We start from the raw sequence: 16,831 nt of genomic DNA on the forward strand, positions 1-16,831 counted from the left end.
GACCGCCCACTTTCAGCTTCCAATGAATTGAACGAGATCCACCGATGAACAATGCCCTGAACCAGCTGCAGCCCTACCCGTTCGAGAAACTGCGCGTCCTGCTGGGCAGCGTCACGCCGAACCCGGACAAACGCCCGATCGCCCTGTCCATCGGCGAGCCGAAGCACAAATCCCCGCAGTTCGTTGCCGATGCGCTGGCCAACAACCTGGACCAGATGGCGGTGTACCCGACTACCCTGGGCATCCCCGCTCTGCGTGAGGCGATTGGTGCCTGGTGCGAACGCCGTTTCAGCGTGCCCAAGGGCTGGCTCGACCCGGCGCGCAACATCCTGCCGGTGAACGGCACCCGTGAAGCGCTGTTCGCCTTCACCCAGACCGTGGTCAACCGTGGCGACGACGCGCTGGTGGTCAGCCCGAACCCGTTCTACCAGATCTACGAGGGCGCGGCCTTTCTCGCCGGGGCCAAACCGCACTACCTGCCGTGCCTGGATGAAAACGGCTTCAACCCGGATTTCGACGCGGTGTCGCCGGACATCTGGAAACGCTGCCAGATCCTGTTCCTGTGCTCCCCCGGCAACCCGACCGGCGCACTGATCCCCGTCGACACTTTGAAAAAGCTGATCGCCCTGGCCGACGAATACGACTTCGTGATCGCCGCCGACGAGTGCTACAGCGAGCTGTACTTCGACGAACAAACCCCGCCGCCGGGCCTGCTCAGCGCCTGCGTGGAACTGGGTCGCCAGGACTTCAAGCGCTGCGTGGTGTTCCACAGCCTGTCCAAGCGCTCCAACCTGCCGGGCCTGCGTTCGGGTTTTGTGGCCGGTGACGCCGAGATCCTCAAGGGCTTCCTGCTGTACCGCACCTACCACGGCTGCGCGATGCCGGTGCAAACCCAGCTGGCGAGCATTGCCGCCTGGCAGGACGAAGCCCACGTGCAGGCCAACCGTGACCTGTACCGCGAGAAATTCGATGCCGTGCTGGCCATTCTCAAGCCCGTGCTGGATGTGCAAGCGCCGGACGGTGGCTTCTACCTGTGGCCGAACGTGAACGGCGACGATGCCGCCTTTTGCCGCGACTTGTTCGTGGAAGAACACGTGACCGTAGTGCCGGGTTCGTACCTGTCACGGGAAGTCGATGGCGTCAATCCGGGCGCCGGGCGTGTGCGCCTGGCGCTGGTTGCACCGCTGGCTGAGTGCGTGGAAGCAGCCGAGCGGATTCGCGATTTCGTCACTCGCAATCAATAATTGCTCTAAATAGGTGGCGAGGGAGCTTGCTCCCGCTCGGCTGCGCAGCAGTCGTAAACCGGCTGATGCGGTTTTCCTGGATGAATGGAGTCGCCAGCGTTGGGGCGACTTCGTCACCCAGCGGGAGCAAGCTCCCTCGCCACAAATAAGCACCGCGGTGTCATTTGACGTGACCCAGATTCGCCTCGCTCATGTCCAGATCTGCCAATACCTCCCGCAGTACGTCATCACCAATCTGGTGCTGACGACTCAAGCTATACAGTTCCAGGCGCTGCGCCCGCAGGGCCTTGAGCCGTAACTTGCGCTCCAGTTGATCCATCTGAAACGCCAATGCCTGGGCTTCCGCAGAGTCGTTGAACACTTCCAGCTGATGACGATACTCCGACATCAACCGCGCCTTGAGCTCAGTGGCCAACGCCGCTTGAGCGGCATCCTGGGGTGCCGCTTCCGCAGGTTCTTCGGCCTCCAGGGCATGAATCGCCGCTTCAGCGGTTTTCTTCCAGGCGTCACGCACCTCGCTGCGGCGCTTGTCGTCCGGACTCTTTTCAATGCCCCGCAGCAGCAACGGCAAGGCGATACAGGCGGCGACCAGCGACAGCAGGATCACTCCGGCGGCGATGAAGATCAGCAGGTCACGCTGAGGAAAATCCTGGCCCGGCGCCAACAGCAACGGCACCGACATCACACCCGCCAACGTCACCGCACCTCGCACGCCACCCACGGTCAACAGCCAGCAGGAACGGGCCGTCGGTACCAGCGTAAGTTCACTTTTCCCACGCAGGCGCCGGAGCAATCCCGACAGGCGCCAGATGCTTTGCACCCAGATAAACCGCAACACCACCAGCACCAGGAAAATCGCGATCACGTCGAGGCAGCGGTACAGCAACATCGGCCACAGCGTCGGTTCGTGGCTGACCACGGCCTTGATGATGTCCGGCAGTTGCAGGCCCAGCAGCAGGAAGATCAACCCGTTAAACGCAAATTCCAGCAGCGACCACACACTGCGATTGAGCAGCCGGGTGCTGGTCTGGCGCGGCAGCAGGTCGAGCCAGCTTTGCATCATGCCCGCAGCCACCGCCGACAAGATGCCCGATGCGCCAAGGCGTTCCGCCAGCACGTAAGCGGCAAACGGCAGCAGCAACATGAACACCACGTGCGTCGCCGGGTCGTCCCAGCCCCGGGCGATCATCCAGGACCGGAGGCGGCCCACCAGCCAGCTCAAGGCCACACCAATGGCCAGGCCACCGACGGCGACGAGCACAAAGGTCAGGCTGGCATCAGCCAGGGAAAACACCCCGGTCAGCGCCGCCGCCAGGGCGAATTTGAACGTCACCAGGCCCGATGCGTCATTCATCAACGCCTCGCCCTGAAGCATGTGCATCAACGGCGTGGGCAAGCGGTTCTGGGATATGGCTGACACCGCCACGGCATCTGTCGGCGACAAGACGGCCGCCAGGGCGAAGGCCACCGGCAACGGAATACTCGGCAACAGCCAATGAATGAAGTAGCCGGCGCCCACCACCGTAAACAGCACCAGCCCCACCGCCAGCGTCAGAATCGGCCCGCGCAGGCGCCACAGTTCACGCTTGGGCATGCGCCAGCCATCGGAGAACAGCAGTGGTGGCAGGAACAGGAAAAGAAACAACTCAGGGTCGAGCGCCACATGCAGCCCCAGGGTCGGCCAGGCCAACAAGGCCCCGGCGGCGATTTGCACCAGGGGTAACGGCAGTGGGATAACACGCCCGACCAGACGCGAAACGCTGACCAGCATCAGCAGGATAAGTACGGTGTAAGCGGTTTGCATAACGCGGGATTCCCAGACAATCAACTTGCAACAACACACATCAGGCAACAACTCGCCGTTGAAGTGCCATATTAGCCGCCTATGCTGCGCGATGGCCTTTGCACAAAAGTCGCACGCAGCAACACGCAGTTGTGACGAGCGGCGCCGAAAGCCGCTGGCCATGGCATAATCCGTGGCCTTTCATCTCCGTCAGCCCAAAGGGGGGCAATTCCTTGACCGCTTCAAGCAAAACGTTGCACCTTTTCGGCATCAAAGCCTGCGACACCATGAAAAAGGCGCGCACCTGGCTCGATGAACACGCTGTCAGCTATGAGTTTCATGACTACAAGACGGCCGGTATCGACCGCGAACACTTGACCCAATGGTGCAACGAGCACGGTTGGCAGGTGGTTTTGAACCGTGCGGGCACCACCTTTCGCAAACTCGAAGACGAACGCAAAGCCGATCTCGACCAAGCGAAAGCCATTGAATTGATGCTCGCGCAACCCTCGATGATCAAGCGCCCCGTGCTTGATCTCGGTGACAAAACCCTGATTGGCTTCAAGCCAGATAGTTATTCGGCGGCCCTCAAGTAGGCCAGCCCACTCCATTTTTGTAGAGGTAACAGCATGTCCAATTCCCTGTTCAGCCTGGGCTTCGGCGTAGGCACTCAGAACCGCCAAGGTGCTTGGCTGGAAGTGTTTTACGCACAACCGCTGCTCAACCCTTCGGCTGAAATCATCGCGGCCATCGCACCGATCCTCGGTTACACCGAAGGCAACCAGGCCATTACGTTCACCGTCACCCAGGCCCTGCAGCTGGCTGACGCGCTCAAAGGTGTTGACGCCGCCCAAGCCGCCCTGTTGAGCCGCCTGGCCGAAAGCCACACCCCGCTGGTCGCCACGCTGCTGGCCGAAGACGCCGCGCTGACCTCCACCCCTGAGGCGTACCTCAAGCTGCACCTGCTGTCCCATCGCCTGGTCAAGCCGCACGGCCTGAGCCTGGCCGGTGTGTTCCCGCAGCTGCCGAACGTGGCCTGGACCAGCCAGGGCGCGATCGACATCGCCGAACTGGCCGAGCGCCAACTGGAAGCCCGCCTGCGTGGCGAGTTGCTGGAAGTGTTCTCGGTGGACAAGTTCCCGAAAATGACCGACTACGTGGTGCCGAGTGGCGTGCGTATCGCTGATGCCGCACGTATCCGCCTGGGCGCCTACGTGGGCGAAGGCACCACCGTGATGCACGAAGGTTTCGTCAACTTCAACGCCGGTACCGAAGGCCCGGGCATGATCGAAGGCCGCGTGTCGGCTGGCGTGTTCGTCGGCAAGGGTTCGGACTTGGGCGGCGGTTGCTCCACCATGGGCACCCTGTCGGGCGGCGGCAACATCGTGATCAAGGTCGGCGAAGGCTGCCTGATCGGCGCCAACGCCGGTATCGGCATCCCGCTGGGCGACCGCAACACCGTTGAGTCGGGCCTGTACGTGACTGCCGGTACCAAGGTGGCGCTGCTGGACGAGGCCAACCAACTGGTTAAAGTGGTCAAGGCCCGTGAGCTGGCCGGCCAACCGGACCTGCTGTTCCGCCGCAACTCCGAGACCGGTGCCGTGGAATGCAAAACCCACAAATCGGCCATCGAACTGAACGCAGCGCTGCACGCTCACAACTAAGCAGCGACTCGATGCCACTGACGGCCCGCTCCTTACGGGGGCGGGTCGTTTATACGAGCCTTGATCACCATGCTTGTGCCCTCTCCCTGGCGCGCCGATTTTCCGGCCATCGCCACCCTGCAACGGCAAGACCAGACCTATCTGGACAACGCCGCCACCACGCAAAAACCTCAAGCCCTGCTGGACGCGATCAGCCATTACTACGCCAATGGCGCAGCCAATGTGCACCGTGCCCAGCATTTGCCGGGCGCCCACGCGACCCAGGCCTTCGAGGACAGCCGCAACAAGGTGGCACAGTGGCTGAATGTCGGCGGCGACGGGCAAATCATCTTCACCCATGGCGCGACTTCGGCGCTGAACCTCCTGGCCTATGGCCTTGAGCACTTATTCAACCCGGGCGACGAGCTTGTCATCAGCGCCCTGGAGCACCACGCCAACCTGTTGCCGTGGCAGCAACTGGCCAAGCGTCGCGGGCTGGAACTGGTGGTTTTGCCACTTAACGATGACGGCTTGATCGACCTGCAAGCTGCCGCCGAATTGATCGGCCCGCGTACCCGGCTGCTGGCGGTGAGCCAACTGTCCAACGTGCTCGGCGCCTGGCAGCCGTTGCCGCAGTTGTTGGCGGTGGCCAAGGCCCACGGCGCACTGACGGTGGTGGATGGCGCCCAGGGCATCGTCCACGGTCGCCATGACCTGCAGGCACTGGGCTGCGACTTCTACGTGTTTTCCAGCCATAAACTCTACGGGCCGGATGGCGTTGGCGTGCTGTATGGCCGCACTGAGGCCCTGCATCACCTGCGCCACTGGCAGTTTGGTGGCGAGATGGTGCAACTGGCTGACTATCAAAGCGCCAGCTTCCGCCCCGCCCCCCTTGGCTTCGAAGCCGGGACTCCGCCAATCGCCAGCGTGATCGGCCTGGGTGCGACCCTGGATTACCTGAGTTCCCTGGATCAACACGCGGTGACGGCCCACGAAGCCGCTTTGCACGACTACCTGTTGCGTGGCTTGCAAGCACGCAAGGGCATACGGCTGCTGGGTTTGCCACAGGTGGCCCTGGCCAGCTTTGTGGTGGACGGCGTGCACAACGCCGACCTCGCCCACTTGCTGACTGAACAAGGGATTGCCGTACGCGCCGGCCATCATTGCGCGATGCCGCTGCTCAAGCAGATGGGGCTCTCCGGGGCGATTCGGGTGTCGCTGGCGCTGTACAACGACTCCGATGACCTGGAGCGTTTTTTTGAAGCGCTGGATCAGGCCCTGGATATGTTGCGATGAGCTTGCCGGCGGAGGCCGTTGTGGCGCTGCAGGCGTTTCAGGTGGTCGGGAGTTGGGAGCAACGCGCCCGCCTGCTGATGCAATGGGGCGAGCGGCTGCCCGCCTTGCCGGGCGAAGACAAGGTCGACGCCAACCTGGTGCAAGGCTGTGAAAGCCTGGTGTGGCTGGTGGGGCACTTGCAGGACGGTCACTGGCAGTTTGCTGCGAGCAGCGACGCACGGCTGATTCGCGGGCTGGTGGCGTTGTTGCTGGCACGGGTTAACGGTTTGTCTGCCGCTGAGTTGCAGGCGGTCGACTTGCCCGACTGGTTCAATCAACTGGGTCTGTCGCGGCAGCTATCACCGTCACGCAGCAATGGTCTGAATGCAGTGCTTCAGCGCATGCGGAAGTTGAGCCTCACACAAAACTAAATGTGGGAGCGGACTTGCTCGCTCCCACATTTTGATCTTTTCAGGGTGCAGAGATCGGTGTTGCCTGAACTCTGTCAGCAGGCCGGCGCACGCCGGCCACAATTTTGTCCACCGCCTTGGTCGCCGCCACCATACCGAAGGTCGCGGTGACCATCATCACCGCGCCAAACCCGCCGGCGCAGTCCAGCTTCACGCCATCCCCGACAAAACTCTTCTGCAAACAGATGCTGCCGTCCGGCTTCGGATACCGCAGCTGTTCGGTGGAGAACACGCAGGGCACGCTGTAATGGCGGGTCACAGTGCGGGAGAAGCCGTAGTCGCGGCGCAACGTGGAGCGCACTTTCGACGCCAGCGGGTCATTGAACGTACGGTTCAAGTCACACACCTGAATCAGCGTCGGGTCGATCTGCCCGCCCGCGCCGCCGGTGGTGATGATCTGGATCTTGCGCCGCTTGCACCAGGCAATCAGCGCCGCCTTGGCGTTCACGCTGTCGATGCAGTCGATCACGCAATCGATGTTGGGCGTGATGTACTCGGCCATGGTCTCGCGGGTGACGAAATCCGCCACCGCATGCACGGTGCAGTCGGGGTTGATGCCCTTCAGGCGCTCGGCCATGACCTCGACCTTGGGTTTGCCCACGGTGCTGTCCAGCGCGTGCAACTGGCGATTGCTGTTGCTGACGCAAACGTCGTCCAGGTCAAACAGCGAAATCTCGCCCACGCCGCAGCGGGCGATGGCTTCCGCCGCCCACGAGCCCACACCGCCCACGCCGACGATGGCCACATGGGCCGCCTTCAGGCGCTCCAGGCCTTCAATGCCATACAAGCGGGCGACGCCGGCAAACCGTGGATCTTCTGTACTCATGACCATTACCCCAAAAACCGGCGCGCATTATAGGGCGTTGCCGCGACAAGTTCGACGCATCCAGCTACAAGTAAAGAACTTAGGTCAACTTTCGCTGCCCAATGTCCGGTTTTTCTCGGCTTGCTGTACGGTCAGTGAAAGGCCGGTGTAGGATGCGCGCCGTTCGGCGTAGGCCGACACCTCTTTTCGTTCCACACCTTTTGGAACCCGAAATAGCCATGTCATCGCGTAAATTTGGACTCAACCTGGTGGTGGTGCTGGCAATTGCCGCGCTGTTCACCGGCTTCTGGGCGCTGATCAACCGCCCGGTCACTGCCCCTAACTGGCCTGAACAGATCTCCGGTTTTTCCTACTCGCCGTTCCAACAAGGCCAGTTCCCGCAGAAAGACCAGTATCCGACTGACGATCAAATGCGTCAGGACCTTGCGATCATGAGCAAGCTGACGGACAACATCCGCACCTACTCGGTCGACGGCACCCTGGGGGATATCCCCAAGCTGGCGGAAGAGTTCGGCCTGCGGGTGACCCTGGGGATCTGGATCAGCCCGGACCTGGAGCGCAACGAGCGTGAAATCCAGCGTGCCATCGAAATCGCCAACAGCTCCCGCAGCGTCGTGCGGGTAGTGGTGGGTAACGAAGCGCTGTTCCGTGAGGAAATCACCCCGGAAGCACTGATCGTGCTGCTGGACCGGGTGCGCGCGGCCGTGAAAGTGCCGGTGACGACTTCGGAGCAATGGCACATCTGGGAAAAGAACCCGCAACTGGCCAAGCACGTCGACCTGATCGCCGCGCACATCCTGCCGTTCTGGGAATTTATTCCGATGGACAAGGCCGGCCAGTACGTACTCGACCGCGCCCGGGACCTGAAGAAACTGTTCCCGAAAAAGCCGCTGCTGCTGTCGGAGGTTGGCTGGCCGAGTAACGGTCGCATGCGCGGTGGCAATGAAACGTCCCCGGCCGACCAGGCGATTTACCTGCGCACACTGGTGAACAAGCTCAATCGCCAGGGCTACAACTACTTCGTGATCGAGGCCTTCGATCAGCCGTGGAAGGTCAGCGATGAAGGCTCGGCCGGCGCCTACTGGGGCGTGTTCAACGCCGCACGCCAGCAGAAATTCAACTTTGAAGGGCCGGTGGTGGCGATTCCGCAATGGCGGGTGCTGGCCATCGGTTCGGTCGTGCTGGCACTGCTGTCCCTGACCTTGCTGATGATCGACGGCTCGGCCCTGCGCCAGCGTGGCCGGACCTTCCTGACCTTCATCGCGTTCCTGTGCGGTTCGGTGCTGGTGTGGATTGGTTACGACTACAGCCAGCAATACAGCACCTGGTTCAGCGTGACGGTCGGCATTTTGCTGGCCCTAGGCGCCCTGGGCGTGTTTATCGTGTTGCTGACCGAGGCCCACGAACTGGCGGAAGCGGTCTGGACCCACAAACGCCGGCGTGAATTCCTGCCGGTTGAAGGGGATTCGGACTACCGCCCGAAAGTCTCGATCCATGTGCCGTGCTACAACGAGCCGCCGGAGATGGTCAAACAGACCCTCGACGCCTTGGCGGCCCTCGACTATCCGGACTACGAAGTCCTGATCATCGACAACAACACCAAGGACCCGGCCGTGTGGGAGCCCGTGCGCGACTACTGCGAAACCCTGGGCCCGCGCTTCAAGTTCTTCCACGTCTCGCCCCTGGCCGGTTTCAAGGGCGGCGCGCTGAACTACCTGATCCCGCATACCGCCAAGGATGCCGAAGTCATCGCCGTGATCGACTCCGATTACTGCGTATCGCCGAACTGGCTCAAGCACATGGTGCCGCACTTCGCCGACCCGAAAATTGCCGTGGTGCAGTCGCCACAGGATTATCGCGACCAGAACGAAAGCACCTTCAAGAAGCTCTGCTACGCAGAATACAAAGGCTTCTTCCATATCGGCATGGTCACCCGCAACGACCGTGACGCGATCATCCAGCACGGCACCATGACCATGACCCGTCGCTCGGTCCTGGAAGAACTGGGCTGGGCCGACTGGTGCATCTGCGAAGACGCCGAACTGGGCCTGCGGGTCTTCGAAAAAGGCCTGTCGGCGGCGTACTACCACGACAGCTACGGCAAGGGCCTGATGCCCGATACCTTTATCGACTTCAAGAAACAGCGTTTCCGCTGGGCCTATGGGGCGATTCAGATCATCAAGCGTCACACCGCAAGCCTGTTGCGCGGCAAGGACACCGAGCTGACCCGTGGCCAGCGCTACCACTTCCTCGCGGGCTGGTTGCCGTGGGTGGCCGACGGCATGAACATCTTCTTCACCGTGGGCGCCCTGTTGTGGTCCGCGGCGATGATTATCGTGCCGACGCGGGTTGACCCGCCGCTGCTGATTTTCGCGATCCCGCCCCTGGCGTTGTTCGTGTTCAAGGTGGGCAAGATCATCTTCCTCTACCGTCGTGCGGTGGGTGTGAACCTGAAAGATGCGTTCTGCGCGGCGCTGGCCGGGTTGGCGTTGTCCCACACCATCGCCAAGGCGGTGCTGTACGGCTTCTTCACCACCAGCATTCCGTTCTTTCGTACACCGAAGAACGCTGATAACCACGGCTTCTGGGTCGCGATTTCCGAAGCCCGGGAAGAGATGTTCATCATGCTGCTGTTGTGGGGCGCCGCACTGGGGATTTACCTTGTGCAGGGCCTGCCGAGCAATGACATGCGCTTCTGGGTGGTGATGTTGCTGGTGCAGTCGCTGCCGTATGTGGCGGCGCTGATCATGGCGTTCCTGTCGTCGCTGCCGAAACCGGCGCCGGCGCAAGAGCCCGTAACCGCAGCTTAAAATCCTGCGCAATGCACTAAACGGCGGCCTCTGGCCGCCGTTTTGCTATAAGATAACGGCCATTTTGCGCGCCCTGCACTGGAGTTTTTACATGACGGCCCACGCCGACCTTTCGCCGACCCTCCAACTCGCTATCGACCTGATCCGTCGCCCGTCGGTGACGCCAATCGACGCCGATTGCCAGAAGCTGATGATGCAGCGCCTGGGCGACGCCGGTTTTGCGCTTGAGCCGATGCGCATCGAGGATGTGGATAACTTCTGGGCCACCCATGGCAAACACGAAGGCCCGGTCTTGTGCTTCGCCGGCCACACCGACGTGGTGCCGACCGGCCCGGTCAAGGCCTGGCAGAACGACCCGTTCGACGCGTTGATCGACGAAAACGGCATGCTCTGCGGCCGTGGCGCAGCAGACATGAAAGGCAGCCTGGCGGCGATGCTGGTCGCCTCCGAGCGCTTCGTCACCGACTACCCCGACCACAAGGGTTCGGTGGCTTTCCTGATCACCAGCGATGAAGAAGGCCCGGCGCACCACGGCACCAAAGCCGTGATCGAACGCCTGGCGGCCCGCAAGGAGCGCCTGGACTGGTGCATCGTCGGCGAACCGTCGAGCACCACCCTGGTGGGCGATGTGGTCAAGAATGGCCGTCGCGGCTCCCTCGGCGCCACCCTGACCGTGCGCGGCGTGCAAGGCCACGTGGCCTACCCGCACCTGGCAAAGAACCCGATCCACCTGGCCGCACCGGCCCTGGCCGAACTGGCCGCCGAGCACTGGGACGATGGCAACACCTTCTTCCCGCCCACCAGCTTCCAGATCTCCAACCTCAACTCCGGCACCGGCGCCACCAACGTGATTCCGGGTGACCTGACGGCGGTGTTCAACTTCCGCTTTTCCACCGAGTCCACCGTCGAAGGCCTGCAACAGCGGGTTGCGGCGATTCTCGACAAGCATGGCCTGGACTGGCATGTGGAGTGGGCGCTGTCGGGCCTGCCGTTCCTCACCGAACCGGGCGCGTTGCTGGATGCCGTTTCCGCCAGCATCAAGGCTGTCACCGGCCGCGAGACCAAGGCGTCCACCAGCGGCGGCACCTCCGACGGGCGCTTCATTGCCACCCTCGGCACTCAGGTTGTGGAGCTGGGCCCGGTCAACGCGACGATCCATCAGGTCAACGAGCGCATCCTCGCCAGCGACCTCGATGTGTTGACCGAAATCTACTACCAGACCCTGATCAAGTTGCTCGCCTGATGCTTGCTTGCCCCATTTGCAGTGCACCGCTCCACGACGTGGACAACGGCGTGGCCTGCCCGGTCGGGCATCGTTTCGACCGCGCGCGCCAGGGTTACCTGAACCTGTTGCCGGTGCAGCACAAGAACAGCCGCGACCCGGGCGACAACCTGGCGATGGTTGAAGCGCGCCGCGACTTCCTCAACGCCGGGCATTACGCCCCGGTGGCCAGGCGCCTGGCCGAACTGGCCGCTGAGCGCAAACCCCAGCGCTGGCTGGACATCGGTTGTGGCGAGGGTTACTACACCGCGCAAATCGCCGATACCCTGCTGCGCGCCGATGGCTATGCGCTGGATATTTCCAAGGAAGCGGTCAAGCGCGCCTGCAAGCGCAACCCCACCGTGACCTGGCTGATCGCCAGTATGGCCCGGGTGCCACTGGCCGATGCCAGCTGCCAGTTCCTCGCCAGCGTCTTCAGCCCGCTGGACTGGCTGGAGGCCAAGCGCCTGCTCAGCCCGGGCGGCGGCTTGATGAAGGTTGGCCCCACCAGCGGCCACCTGATGGAACTGCGCGAGCGTTTGTACGACGAAGTGCGCGAGTACACCGACGACAAACACCTGGCACTGGTGCCGGACGGCATGAGCCTGCAACACAGCGAAACCCTGGAGTTCACGCTCAGCCTGGCCGACCCCAAGGATCGCGCCAACCTGCTGGCCATGACGCCCCACGGCTGGCGCGCCAGTGCCGAGCGCCGGGCCCAGGTGATCGAAGCCGCCGAACCGCTGCTGGTCACTGTGTCGATGCGCTACGACTATTTCGTGCTTCAATAACCCATTATTTTGTGGGCCTCTCGGGGCCTGCGCTGAATCCGCGAATGGATTTTCAAAATCCCGCAATGAGGAACATCCATGCGCCAACCTGATATCGAGATTTACCTCAAGGACGCCGACGTCGACCACAAGGCCATCGCCGCCTGGTTGGGCGCCGCCCTGGGCCCGTGCACCGACTGGGTCCAGCGCGGCCAGACCTACAAGTGCACCGCCGGCAGCGTGCCGGTCACCTGGTTGCCGAAAGCCGTAGGCAAATGGAACAGCCTGTACCTGGAAAGTGACCAGACTCCGTGGGAAGACGACATCGCCTGCGCCCGGGCGGCCTTTGCCGCGCTGAACGTCGAAGTGCGTTGCGCCCCGGGCAGCTGGGTTGAGGAAGAAGGTGAAGAAAGCGCGGATACCTGGATTCGTATCAGCGAAGACGGTGAAGAGCAGATCACCTGGAAAACGGCATAAAGCCAGGCTGACAAGGCCTCACTGTGCAAACCCAATCAAATGTGGGAGCTGGCTTGCCTGCGATGGGCCCACCTCGGTCATTCAGCCAAACCGCGGCGATGCTATCGCGGGCAAGCCCGGCTCCCACATTCGACCGGGTTCCCAGATTTAAAGGTGTGTTGTGCCTGCCGGGTTACAGCCCAACCACATCCTCAGCCTGCAAGCCCTTCTCGCCTGTCACCACGGCGTATTCCACCTGCTGGCCTTCAGCCAATGAACGATGCCCTTCACCGCGAATGGCGCGGTAGTGCACAAACACGTCCTTGCCATCTTCCCGCTGGATAAAGCCGTAGCCCTTGGCGTCGTTGAACCACTTCACATTGCCGGTTTCGCGCGTTGCCATCTGTTTTGCTCCCACATGCTTTTTATAAGTACGTTTATTGTTGAGTCGTCGCAGTTGAACTGCCGAGTATAAGACAGGCTCAAAAAGCTTCAACTCAAGATTACTTCGCCGCTTTTTTGCCGATTTTCGGTGAATACGGCACACTAGCGGCCCGAGCATCTGCTCGGTTTTTCCCACTCAAAGCAGAAGCCGTATGACCCGCTCTCCGTTTCGCCGTCTGGTATTTGGCACCTTGCGCCGGCTGCTGTACCTCTGGGTTCGCTCAGAGACGATCAACCAGTCGTCCCTTACCCTGAACCTCGACCGCAGTCGTCCGGTGTTTTACGTCCTGCAATCCCCATCCCTCACCGAATTGGCAGTGGTTGATACCGAATGTACCAAGGCCGGCCTGCCGCGCCCGGTGCTGCCAGTATCGGTTGGCCCGTTGATGGAGCCTGCGGCCTTCTTCTACCTGACGCCCGACCCAGACTGGCTCGGCCGCCAGGACAAGCGTGGCGCACCGCCCACCCTGACCCGCCTGGTGGACGTACTCACCGAACACGCCGAAGAGAATGCACAGATCATTCCAGTCAGCGTGTTCTGGGGCCAGTCGCCCGACAGCGAATCCAGCCCGTGGAAACTGTTGTTCGCCGACAGCTGGGCCGTGACCGGCCGCCTGCGCCGGCTGCTGAGCATCCTGATCCTGGGCCGCAAGACCCGGGTGCAATTCTCCGCGCCCATCAACCTGCGTGAATTGATCGAGCACAATAAAGGCCACGAACGCACCGTGCGCATGGCCCAACGTATCCTGCGGGTGCACTTTCGCAACCTGAAAACCGCAGTGATCGGCCCCGATCTGTCCCACCGGCGCAACCTGGTGAAAGGCCTGGTCAACATGCCGCTGGTGCGCCAGGCGATTCTCGATGAAGCCGAACGCGAGAAAATCTCTCCGGAAAAAGCCAAGGCCCAGGCCCTGCGCTACGGCAACGAGATCGCCTCGGACTACACCTACACCGCCATCCGCTTCCTGGAAGTGGTGCTGAGCTGGTTCTGGAACAAGATTTACGACGGCATCAAGGTCAACAACATCGAAGGTGTGCAAAAGGTCGCCCAGGGTTACGAAGTGATCTATGTGCCGTGCCATCGCAGCCACATCGACTACCTGCTGCTGTCCTACCTGCTGTTCAAGAACGGCCTGACCCCGCCGCACATCGCCGCCGGGATCAACCTGAACATGCCGGTGATCGGCAGCCTGCTGCGCCGTGGCGGGGCGTTTTTCATGCGCCGCACCTTCAAGGGCAACCCGCTGTACACCTCGGTGTTCAACGAATACCTGCACACCCTGTTCACCAAGGGTTTCCCGGTGGAGTACTTCGTCGAAGGCGGACGTTCACGCACCGGGCGCATGCTGCAACCGAAGACCGGGATGCTGGCGATTACCCTGCGCAGCTTTCTGCGCTCCTCGCGCATGCCCATCGTGTTTGTGCCGGTGTATATCGGCTACGAACGCGTGCTGGAAGGCCGCACTTACCTCGGCGAACTGCGCGGCGCGAGCAAGAAGAAAGAGTCGATTTTCGATATTTTCAAAGTGGTCGGCGCCCTCAAGCAGCGCTTTGGCCAGGTGGCCGTGAACTTCGGCGAACCGATCAAGCTGGCTGAATTCCTCGACAGCGAGCAGCCGGACTGGCGCTCCCAGGAACTGGGCCCGAACTACAAACCGGCCTGGCTCAACGAAACCACCAACCGCCTCGGCGAGCGCGTGGCGCAACACCTGAACGAAGCCGCAGCGATCAACCCGGTGAACCTGGTGGCCCTGGCACTGCTGTCCACCACGCGCCTGGCTTTGGACGAGCAAGCGATGGCACGCCAGCTTGATCTGTACCTGGCCTTGCTGCGCAAGGTGCCCTACTCGCCCCACACCACCCTGCCCGAAGGTGACGGCCTGGCGCTGATCAAGCACGTCAAGGACATGGACCTGCTGTCGGAACAGAGTGACGCGCTGGGCAAAATCCTTTATCTGGACGAGCAGAACGCCGTCCTGATGACCTACTACCGCAACAACGTGCTGCACATCTTCGCCCTGCCGGCGCTGCTGGCGAGTTTCTTCCAGAGCAGCTCGCGGATGAGCCGCGAACAGATCCTGCGCTACACCCGCGCGCTCTACCCGTACCTGCAATCGGAGCTGTTTATCCGCTGGCCCCTGGACGAGCTGGACGTGGTGGTCGACCAGTGGCTGGAAGCCTTCGTCGAACAAGGCCTGCTGCGTTTTGAAAACGAGGTGTACCTGCGCCCGGCCCCGAGTTCACGGCACTTTGTGCTGTTGACGCTGCTGTCCAAGAGCATCGCCCAGACCCTGCAACGCTTCTACATGGCGATCTCGCTGCTGCTCAACAGCGGCCAGAACAGCATCAGCGCCGAAGAACTGGAAGACCTGTGCACCGTCATGGCCCAGCGCCTGTCGATCCTGCACGGCCTGAATGCCCCGGAGTTCTTCGACAAGAGCCTTTTCCGACATTTTATCCAGACCCTGCTGGAGCAAGATGTGCTGCGCCGCGACGAGGCCGGCAAGCTGAGCTATCACCCCCTGCTGGGTGAGTTGGCGGAAGGCGCGGCCAAGCGCGTGTTGCCGGCGGAGATTCGCCTGTCGATTCGCCAGGTGGCCCTGCATCGCAGTGAAGAGGCGGCAGACAAGCCCGTCGCACCCGAAGAAACACACTAGAGTGACCAAGGCGCCAGGGTGTTTCTGGCGCCGTTGACAAGGAGCTGCACCATGAAAAAAATCATCCTCCTGGGCCTGACCGCCCTGCTGGGAGCCTGCCAGACTATGAGCCCCGCGCCCAAAGCCAGCCTCGATGGCGAAGTGTTCTACCTGCAACGCATCGCCCTGCCGCCCGCCGCCACCTTGAGCGTGACCTTGCAAGACGTGTCCTTGATGGACGCCCCGGCCGTGACCCTGGCCGAGCAGAAAGGCCCGGTGAAAGGCCAGGTGCCGCTGCCGTTTCATTTGAGCTATGACCCGGCCCAGGTCAAACCCGGCCACAGTTACTCGGTGAGCGCTCGCATCGAACTGGATGGCAAGCTACTGTTTATTACCACCGAACGGCACGCTGTGCAGTTGAACGGCCAGGATCCACAACCGCTGCGCCTGCGGGTCGATGCGGTTGCACACTGATTAAAAAATCGAACATAAGGAAGCGCCCATGCTCCGTAACTCCCTTCGCCTCACTGCCCTGTGTGCCGGCCTGCTGCTCGGCGCCAACGCCATGGCCTTGTCCCTTGGCAGCCTGTCCCAGGGCGACGCCACCGGCGGCCTCAAGGACGCACTGACCCAAGGTGCGCAGATTGCCGTCAAACAACTGGGGGTGCCCGGTGGTTTCAGCAACAACCCCGAAGTGAAGATCGGCCTGCCGGGCAAATTGGGCAAAGTCGCCGACAAGCTGAAAATGTTCGGCATGGGTGACCAGGTCAACCAGCTTGAAGCCAGCATGAACAAGGCGGCCGAGTCTGCCGTAACCCAGGCCCAGCCGATCCTGGTCAATGCGGTGAAGAACATGAGCGTGACCGACGCCAAGGGCATCCTCACCGGCGGCCAGGACTCGGCCACCCAGTACCTGAACAAAAGCAGCCGTGACGAAATCCGGGCCAAGTTCCTGCCAATCGTCAAGGCCGCCACTGACAAGGTCGGCGTGGCCCAGCAGTACAATGCGCTCGCGGGCAAGGCCGCCAGCTTTGGCGCCATTGATGCCAAGAGCGCCAATGTCGAAAGCTACGTGACCGAGCAGGCACTGGACGGGTTGTTCAAGATGATCGCCCAGCAGGAAGAAACCATTCGCAAGAACCCGGCGGCGGCGGCCACCAGTTTGGCCAAGAAGGTCTTCGGGGCGTTGTAGACCCTACCCCGCAACTAAAAA

15 protein-coding genes are annotated in these 16,831 nt (G+C 62.0%); 12 read left to right on the forward strand and 3 right to left on the reverse strand.

Features of this window, described 5'->3' with window-relative positions; all coding sequences use genetic code 11:
• Positions 1-44: 44 nt before the first annotated feature.
• A complete protein-coding gene (dapC, locus tag P3C29_RS20815; RefSeq protein WP_275965324.1) occupies positions 45-1,244 on the forward strand; it encodes a succinyldiaminopimelate transaminase in 1,200 nt (399 codons plus the stop codon).
• 160 nt (positions 1,245-1,404) lie between these two features.
• Here the strand turns inward: dapC and P3C29_RS20820 are convergent, their stop codons facing one another.
• Positions 1,405-3,048, reverse strand: coding sequence for a Na+/H+ antiporter (locus P3C29_RS20820; RefSeq protein WP_275965325.1), 1,644 nt, complete (start codon positions 3,046-3,048; stop codon positions 1,405-1,407).
• A 212-nt stretch (positions 3,049-3,260) separates the two neighbouring features.
• On the opposite strand from P3C29_RS20820, the gene P3C29_RS20825 reads away from it, so the two are divergent.
• The 4 genes from P3C29_RS20825 to P3C29_RS20840 all read left to right on the forward strand — a co-directional run bounded on the left by P3C29_RS20825 (position 3,261) and on the right by P3C29_RS20840 (position 6,376).
• Positions 3,261-3,623 carry an ArsC family reductase gene (locus P3C29_RS20825; protein ID WP_010176762.1) on the forward strand — a complete coding sequence of 121 codons (363 nt, stop codon included), beginning with the start codon at positions 3,261-3,263 and terminating at the stop codon, positions 3,621-3,623.
• Positions 3,624-3,656: 33 nt separating this feature from the next.
• Complete coding sequence (dapD, locus tag P3C29_RS20830) at positions 3,657-4,691, forward strand: 2,3,4,5-tetrahydropyridine-2,6-dicarboxylate N-succinyltransferase (RefSeq protein WP_010176763.1); 1,035 nt, start codon at positions 3,657-3,659, stop codon at positions 4,689-4,691.
• A 69-nt stretch (positions 4,692-4,760) separates the two neighbouring features.
• A complete protein-coding gene (locus P3C29_RS20835) occupies positions 4,761-5,966 on the forward strand; it encodes a cysteine desulfurase (RefSeq protein ID WP_201121580.1) in 1,206 nt (401 codons plus the stop codon).
• Positions 5,963-6,376 (forward strand): SufE family protein, encoded by a 414-nt coding sequence (locus P3C29_RS20840; protein ID WP_275965326.1) that lies wholly within the window; start codon positions 5,963-5,965, stop codon positions 6,374-6,376. Before P3C29_RS20835 ends, P3C29_RS20840 begins: the two co-directional genes overlap by 4 nt.
• A gap of 40 nt (positions 6,377-6,416) precedes the next feature.
• Here the strand turns inward: P3C29_RS20840 and tcdA are convergent, their stop codons facing one another.
• Entirely contained in the window at positions 6,417-7,247 is an 831-nt protein-coding gene (gene tcdA / locus P3C29_RS20845; protein ID WP_032882400.1) for a tRNA cyclic N6-threonylcarbamoyladenosine(37) synthase TcdA, read from the reverse strand.
• A 212-nt stretch (positions 7,248-7,459) separates the two neighbouring features.
• On the opposite strand from tcdA, the gene P3C29_RS20850 reads away from it, so the two are divergent.
• From P3C29_RS20850 to P3C29_RS20865, 4 genes are all read left to right on the forward strand, one after another.
• The gene (locus P3C29_RS20850) at positions 7,460-10,051 is read left to right on the forward strand and encodes a glycosyltransferase (RefSeq protein WP_201121582.1); all 2,592 of its coding nucleotides are present in this window, start codon (positions 7,460-7,462) and stop codon (positions 10,049-10,051) included.
• A 91-nt stretch (positions 10,052-10,142) separates the two neighbouring features.
• Positions 10,143-11,294 carry a succinyl-diaminopimelate desuccinylase gene (gene dapE / locus P3C29_RS20855; RefSeq protein ID WP_063032923.1) on the forward strand — a complete coding sequence of 384 codons (1,152 nt, stop codon included), beginning with the start codon at positions 10,143-10,145 and terminating at the stop codon, positions 11,292-11,294.
• Positions 11,294-12,103: a putative RNA methyltransferase gene (locus tag P3C29_RS20860; protein ID WP_010176769.1), complete on the forward strand. Its 810-nt coding sequence runs from the start codon at positions 11,294-11,296 to the stop codon at positions 12,101-12,103. Before dapE ends, P3C29_RS20860 begins: the two co-directional genes overlap by 1 nt.
• Positions 12,104-12,181: 78 nt before the next feature.
• Complete coding sequence (locus P3C29_RS20865) at positions 12,182-12,559, forward strand: hypothetical protein (protein ID WP_010176770.1); 378 nt, start codon at positions 12,182-12,184, stop codon at positions 12,557-12,559.
• A 172-nt stretch (positions 12,560-12,731) separates the two neighbouring features.
• On the opposite strand, the gene P3C29_RS20870 is transcribed toward P3C29_RS20865, so the two are convergent.
• Positions 12,732-12,941 carry a cold-shock protein gene (locus P3C29_RS20870; RefSeq protein WP_003219353.1) on the reverse strand — a complete coding sequence of 70 codons (210 nt, stop codon included), beginning with the start codon at positions 12,939-12,941 and terminating at the stop codon, positions 12,732-12,734.
• A gap of 193 nt (positions 12,942-13,134) precedes the next feature.
• Here P3C29_RS20870 and plsB point away from each other — a divergent pair, with 193 nt between their 5' ends.
• From plsB to P3C29_RS20885, 3 genes are read left to right on the forward strand one after another with little or no spacing between them, the layout of a single operon-like run.
• On the forward strand, positions 13,135-15,639 hold the full coding sequence (gene plsB / locus P3C29_RS20875) for a glycerol-3-phosphate 1-O-acyltransferase PlsB (protein WP_201121584.1): 2,505 nt from the start codon (positions 13,135-13,137) through the stop codon (positions 15,637-15,639).
• Positions 15,640-15,690: 51 nt separating this feature from the next.
• The gene (locus P3C29_RS20880; RefSeq protein WP_169387216.1) at positions 15,691-16,092 is read left to right on the forward strand and encodes a YbaY family lipoprotein; all 402 of its coding nucleotides are present in this window, start codon (positions 15,691-15,693) and stop codon (positions 16,090-16,092) included.
• Positions 16,093-16,120: 28 nt separating this feature from the next.
• Entirely contained in the window at positions 16,121-16,810 is a 690-nt protein-coding gene (locus tag P3C29_RS20885; RefSeq protein ID WP_010176773.1) for a DUF4197 domain-containing protein, read from the forward strand.
• The last annotated feature ends 21 nt before the right edge of the window (positions 16,811-16,831 follow it).

This window comes from Pseudomonas sp. 1912-s (assembly GCF_029269205.1).
Lineage (GTDB): Bacteria > Pseudomonadota > Gammaproteobacteria > Pseudomonadales > Pseudomonadaceae > Aquipseudomonas.

Bases quoted from the DNA above. Each gene is read 5' to 3' on its own strand.
- P3C29_RS20880 (WP_169387216.1), top strand. From the start codon at position 15,691: ATGAAAAAAATCATCCTCCTGGGCCTGACCGCCCTGCTGGGAGCCTGC.
- P3C29_RS20840 (WP_275965326.1), top strand. From the start codon at position 5,963: ATGAGCTTGCCGGCGGAGGCCGTTGTGGCGCTGCAGGCGTTTCAGGTG.
- P3C29_RS20870 (WP_003219353.1), bottom strand. From the start codon at position 12,941: ATGGCAACGCGCGAAACCGGCAATGTGAAGTGGTTCAACGACGCCAAG.
- dapE (WP_063032923.1), top strand. From the start codon at position 10,143: ATGACGGCCCACGCCGACCTTTCGCCGACCCTCCAACTCGCTATCGAC.
- P3C29_RS20885 (WP_010176773.1), top strand. From the start codon at position 16,121: ATGCTCCGTAACTCCCTTCGCCTCACTGCCCTGTGTGCCGGCCTGCTG.
- plsB (WP_201121584.1), top strand. From the start codon at position 13,135: ATGACCCGCTCTCCGTTTCGCCGTCTGGTATTTGGCACCTTGCGCCGG.
- P3C29_RS20865 (WP_010176770.1), top strand. From the start codon at position 12,182: ATGCGCCAACCTGATATCGAGATTTACCTCAAGGACGCCGACGTCGAC.
- P3C29_RS20835 (WP_201121580.1), top strand. From the start codon at position 4,761: ATGCTTGTGCCCTCTCCCTGGCGCGCCGATTTTCCGGCCATCGCCACC.
- P3C29_RS20820 (WP_275965325.1), bottom strand. From the start codon at position 3,048: ATGCAAACCGCTTACACCGTACTTATCCTGCTGATGCTGGTCAGCGTT.
- dapC (WP_275965324.1), top strand. From the start codon at position 45: ATGAACAATGCCCTGAACCAGCTGCAGCCCTACCCGTTCGAGAAACTG.
- dapD (WP_010176763.1), top strand. From the start codon at position 3,657: ATGTCCAATTCCCTGTTCAGCCTGGGCTTCGGCGTAGGCACTCAGAAC.
- P3C29_RS20850 (WP_201121582.1), top strand. From the start codon at position 7,460: ATGTCATCGCGTAAATTTGGACTCAACCTGGTGGTGGTGCTGGCAATT.
- tcdA (WP_032882400.1), bottom strand. From the start codon at position 7,247: ATGGTCATGAGTACAGAAGATCCACGGTTTGCCGGCGTCGCCCGCTTG.
- P3C29_RS20860 (WP_010176769.1), top strand. From the start codon at position 11,294: ATGCTTGCTTGCCCCATTTGCAGTGCACCGCTCCACGACGTGGACAAC.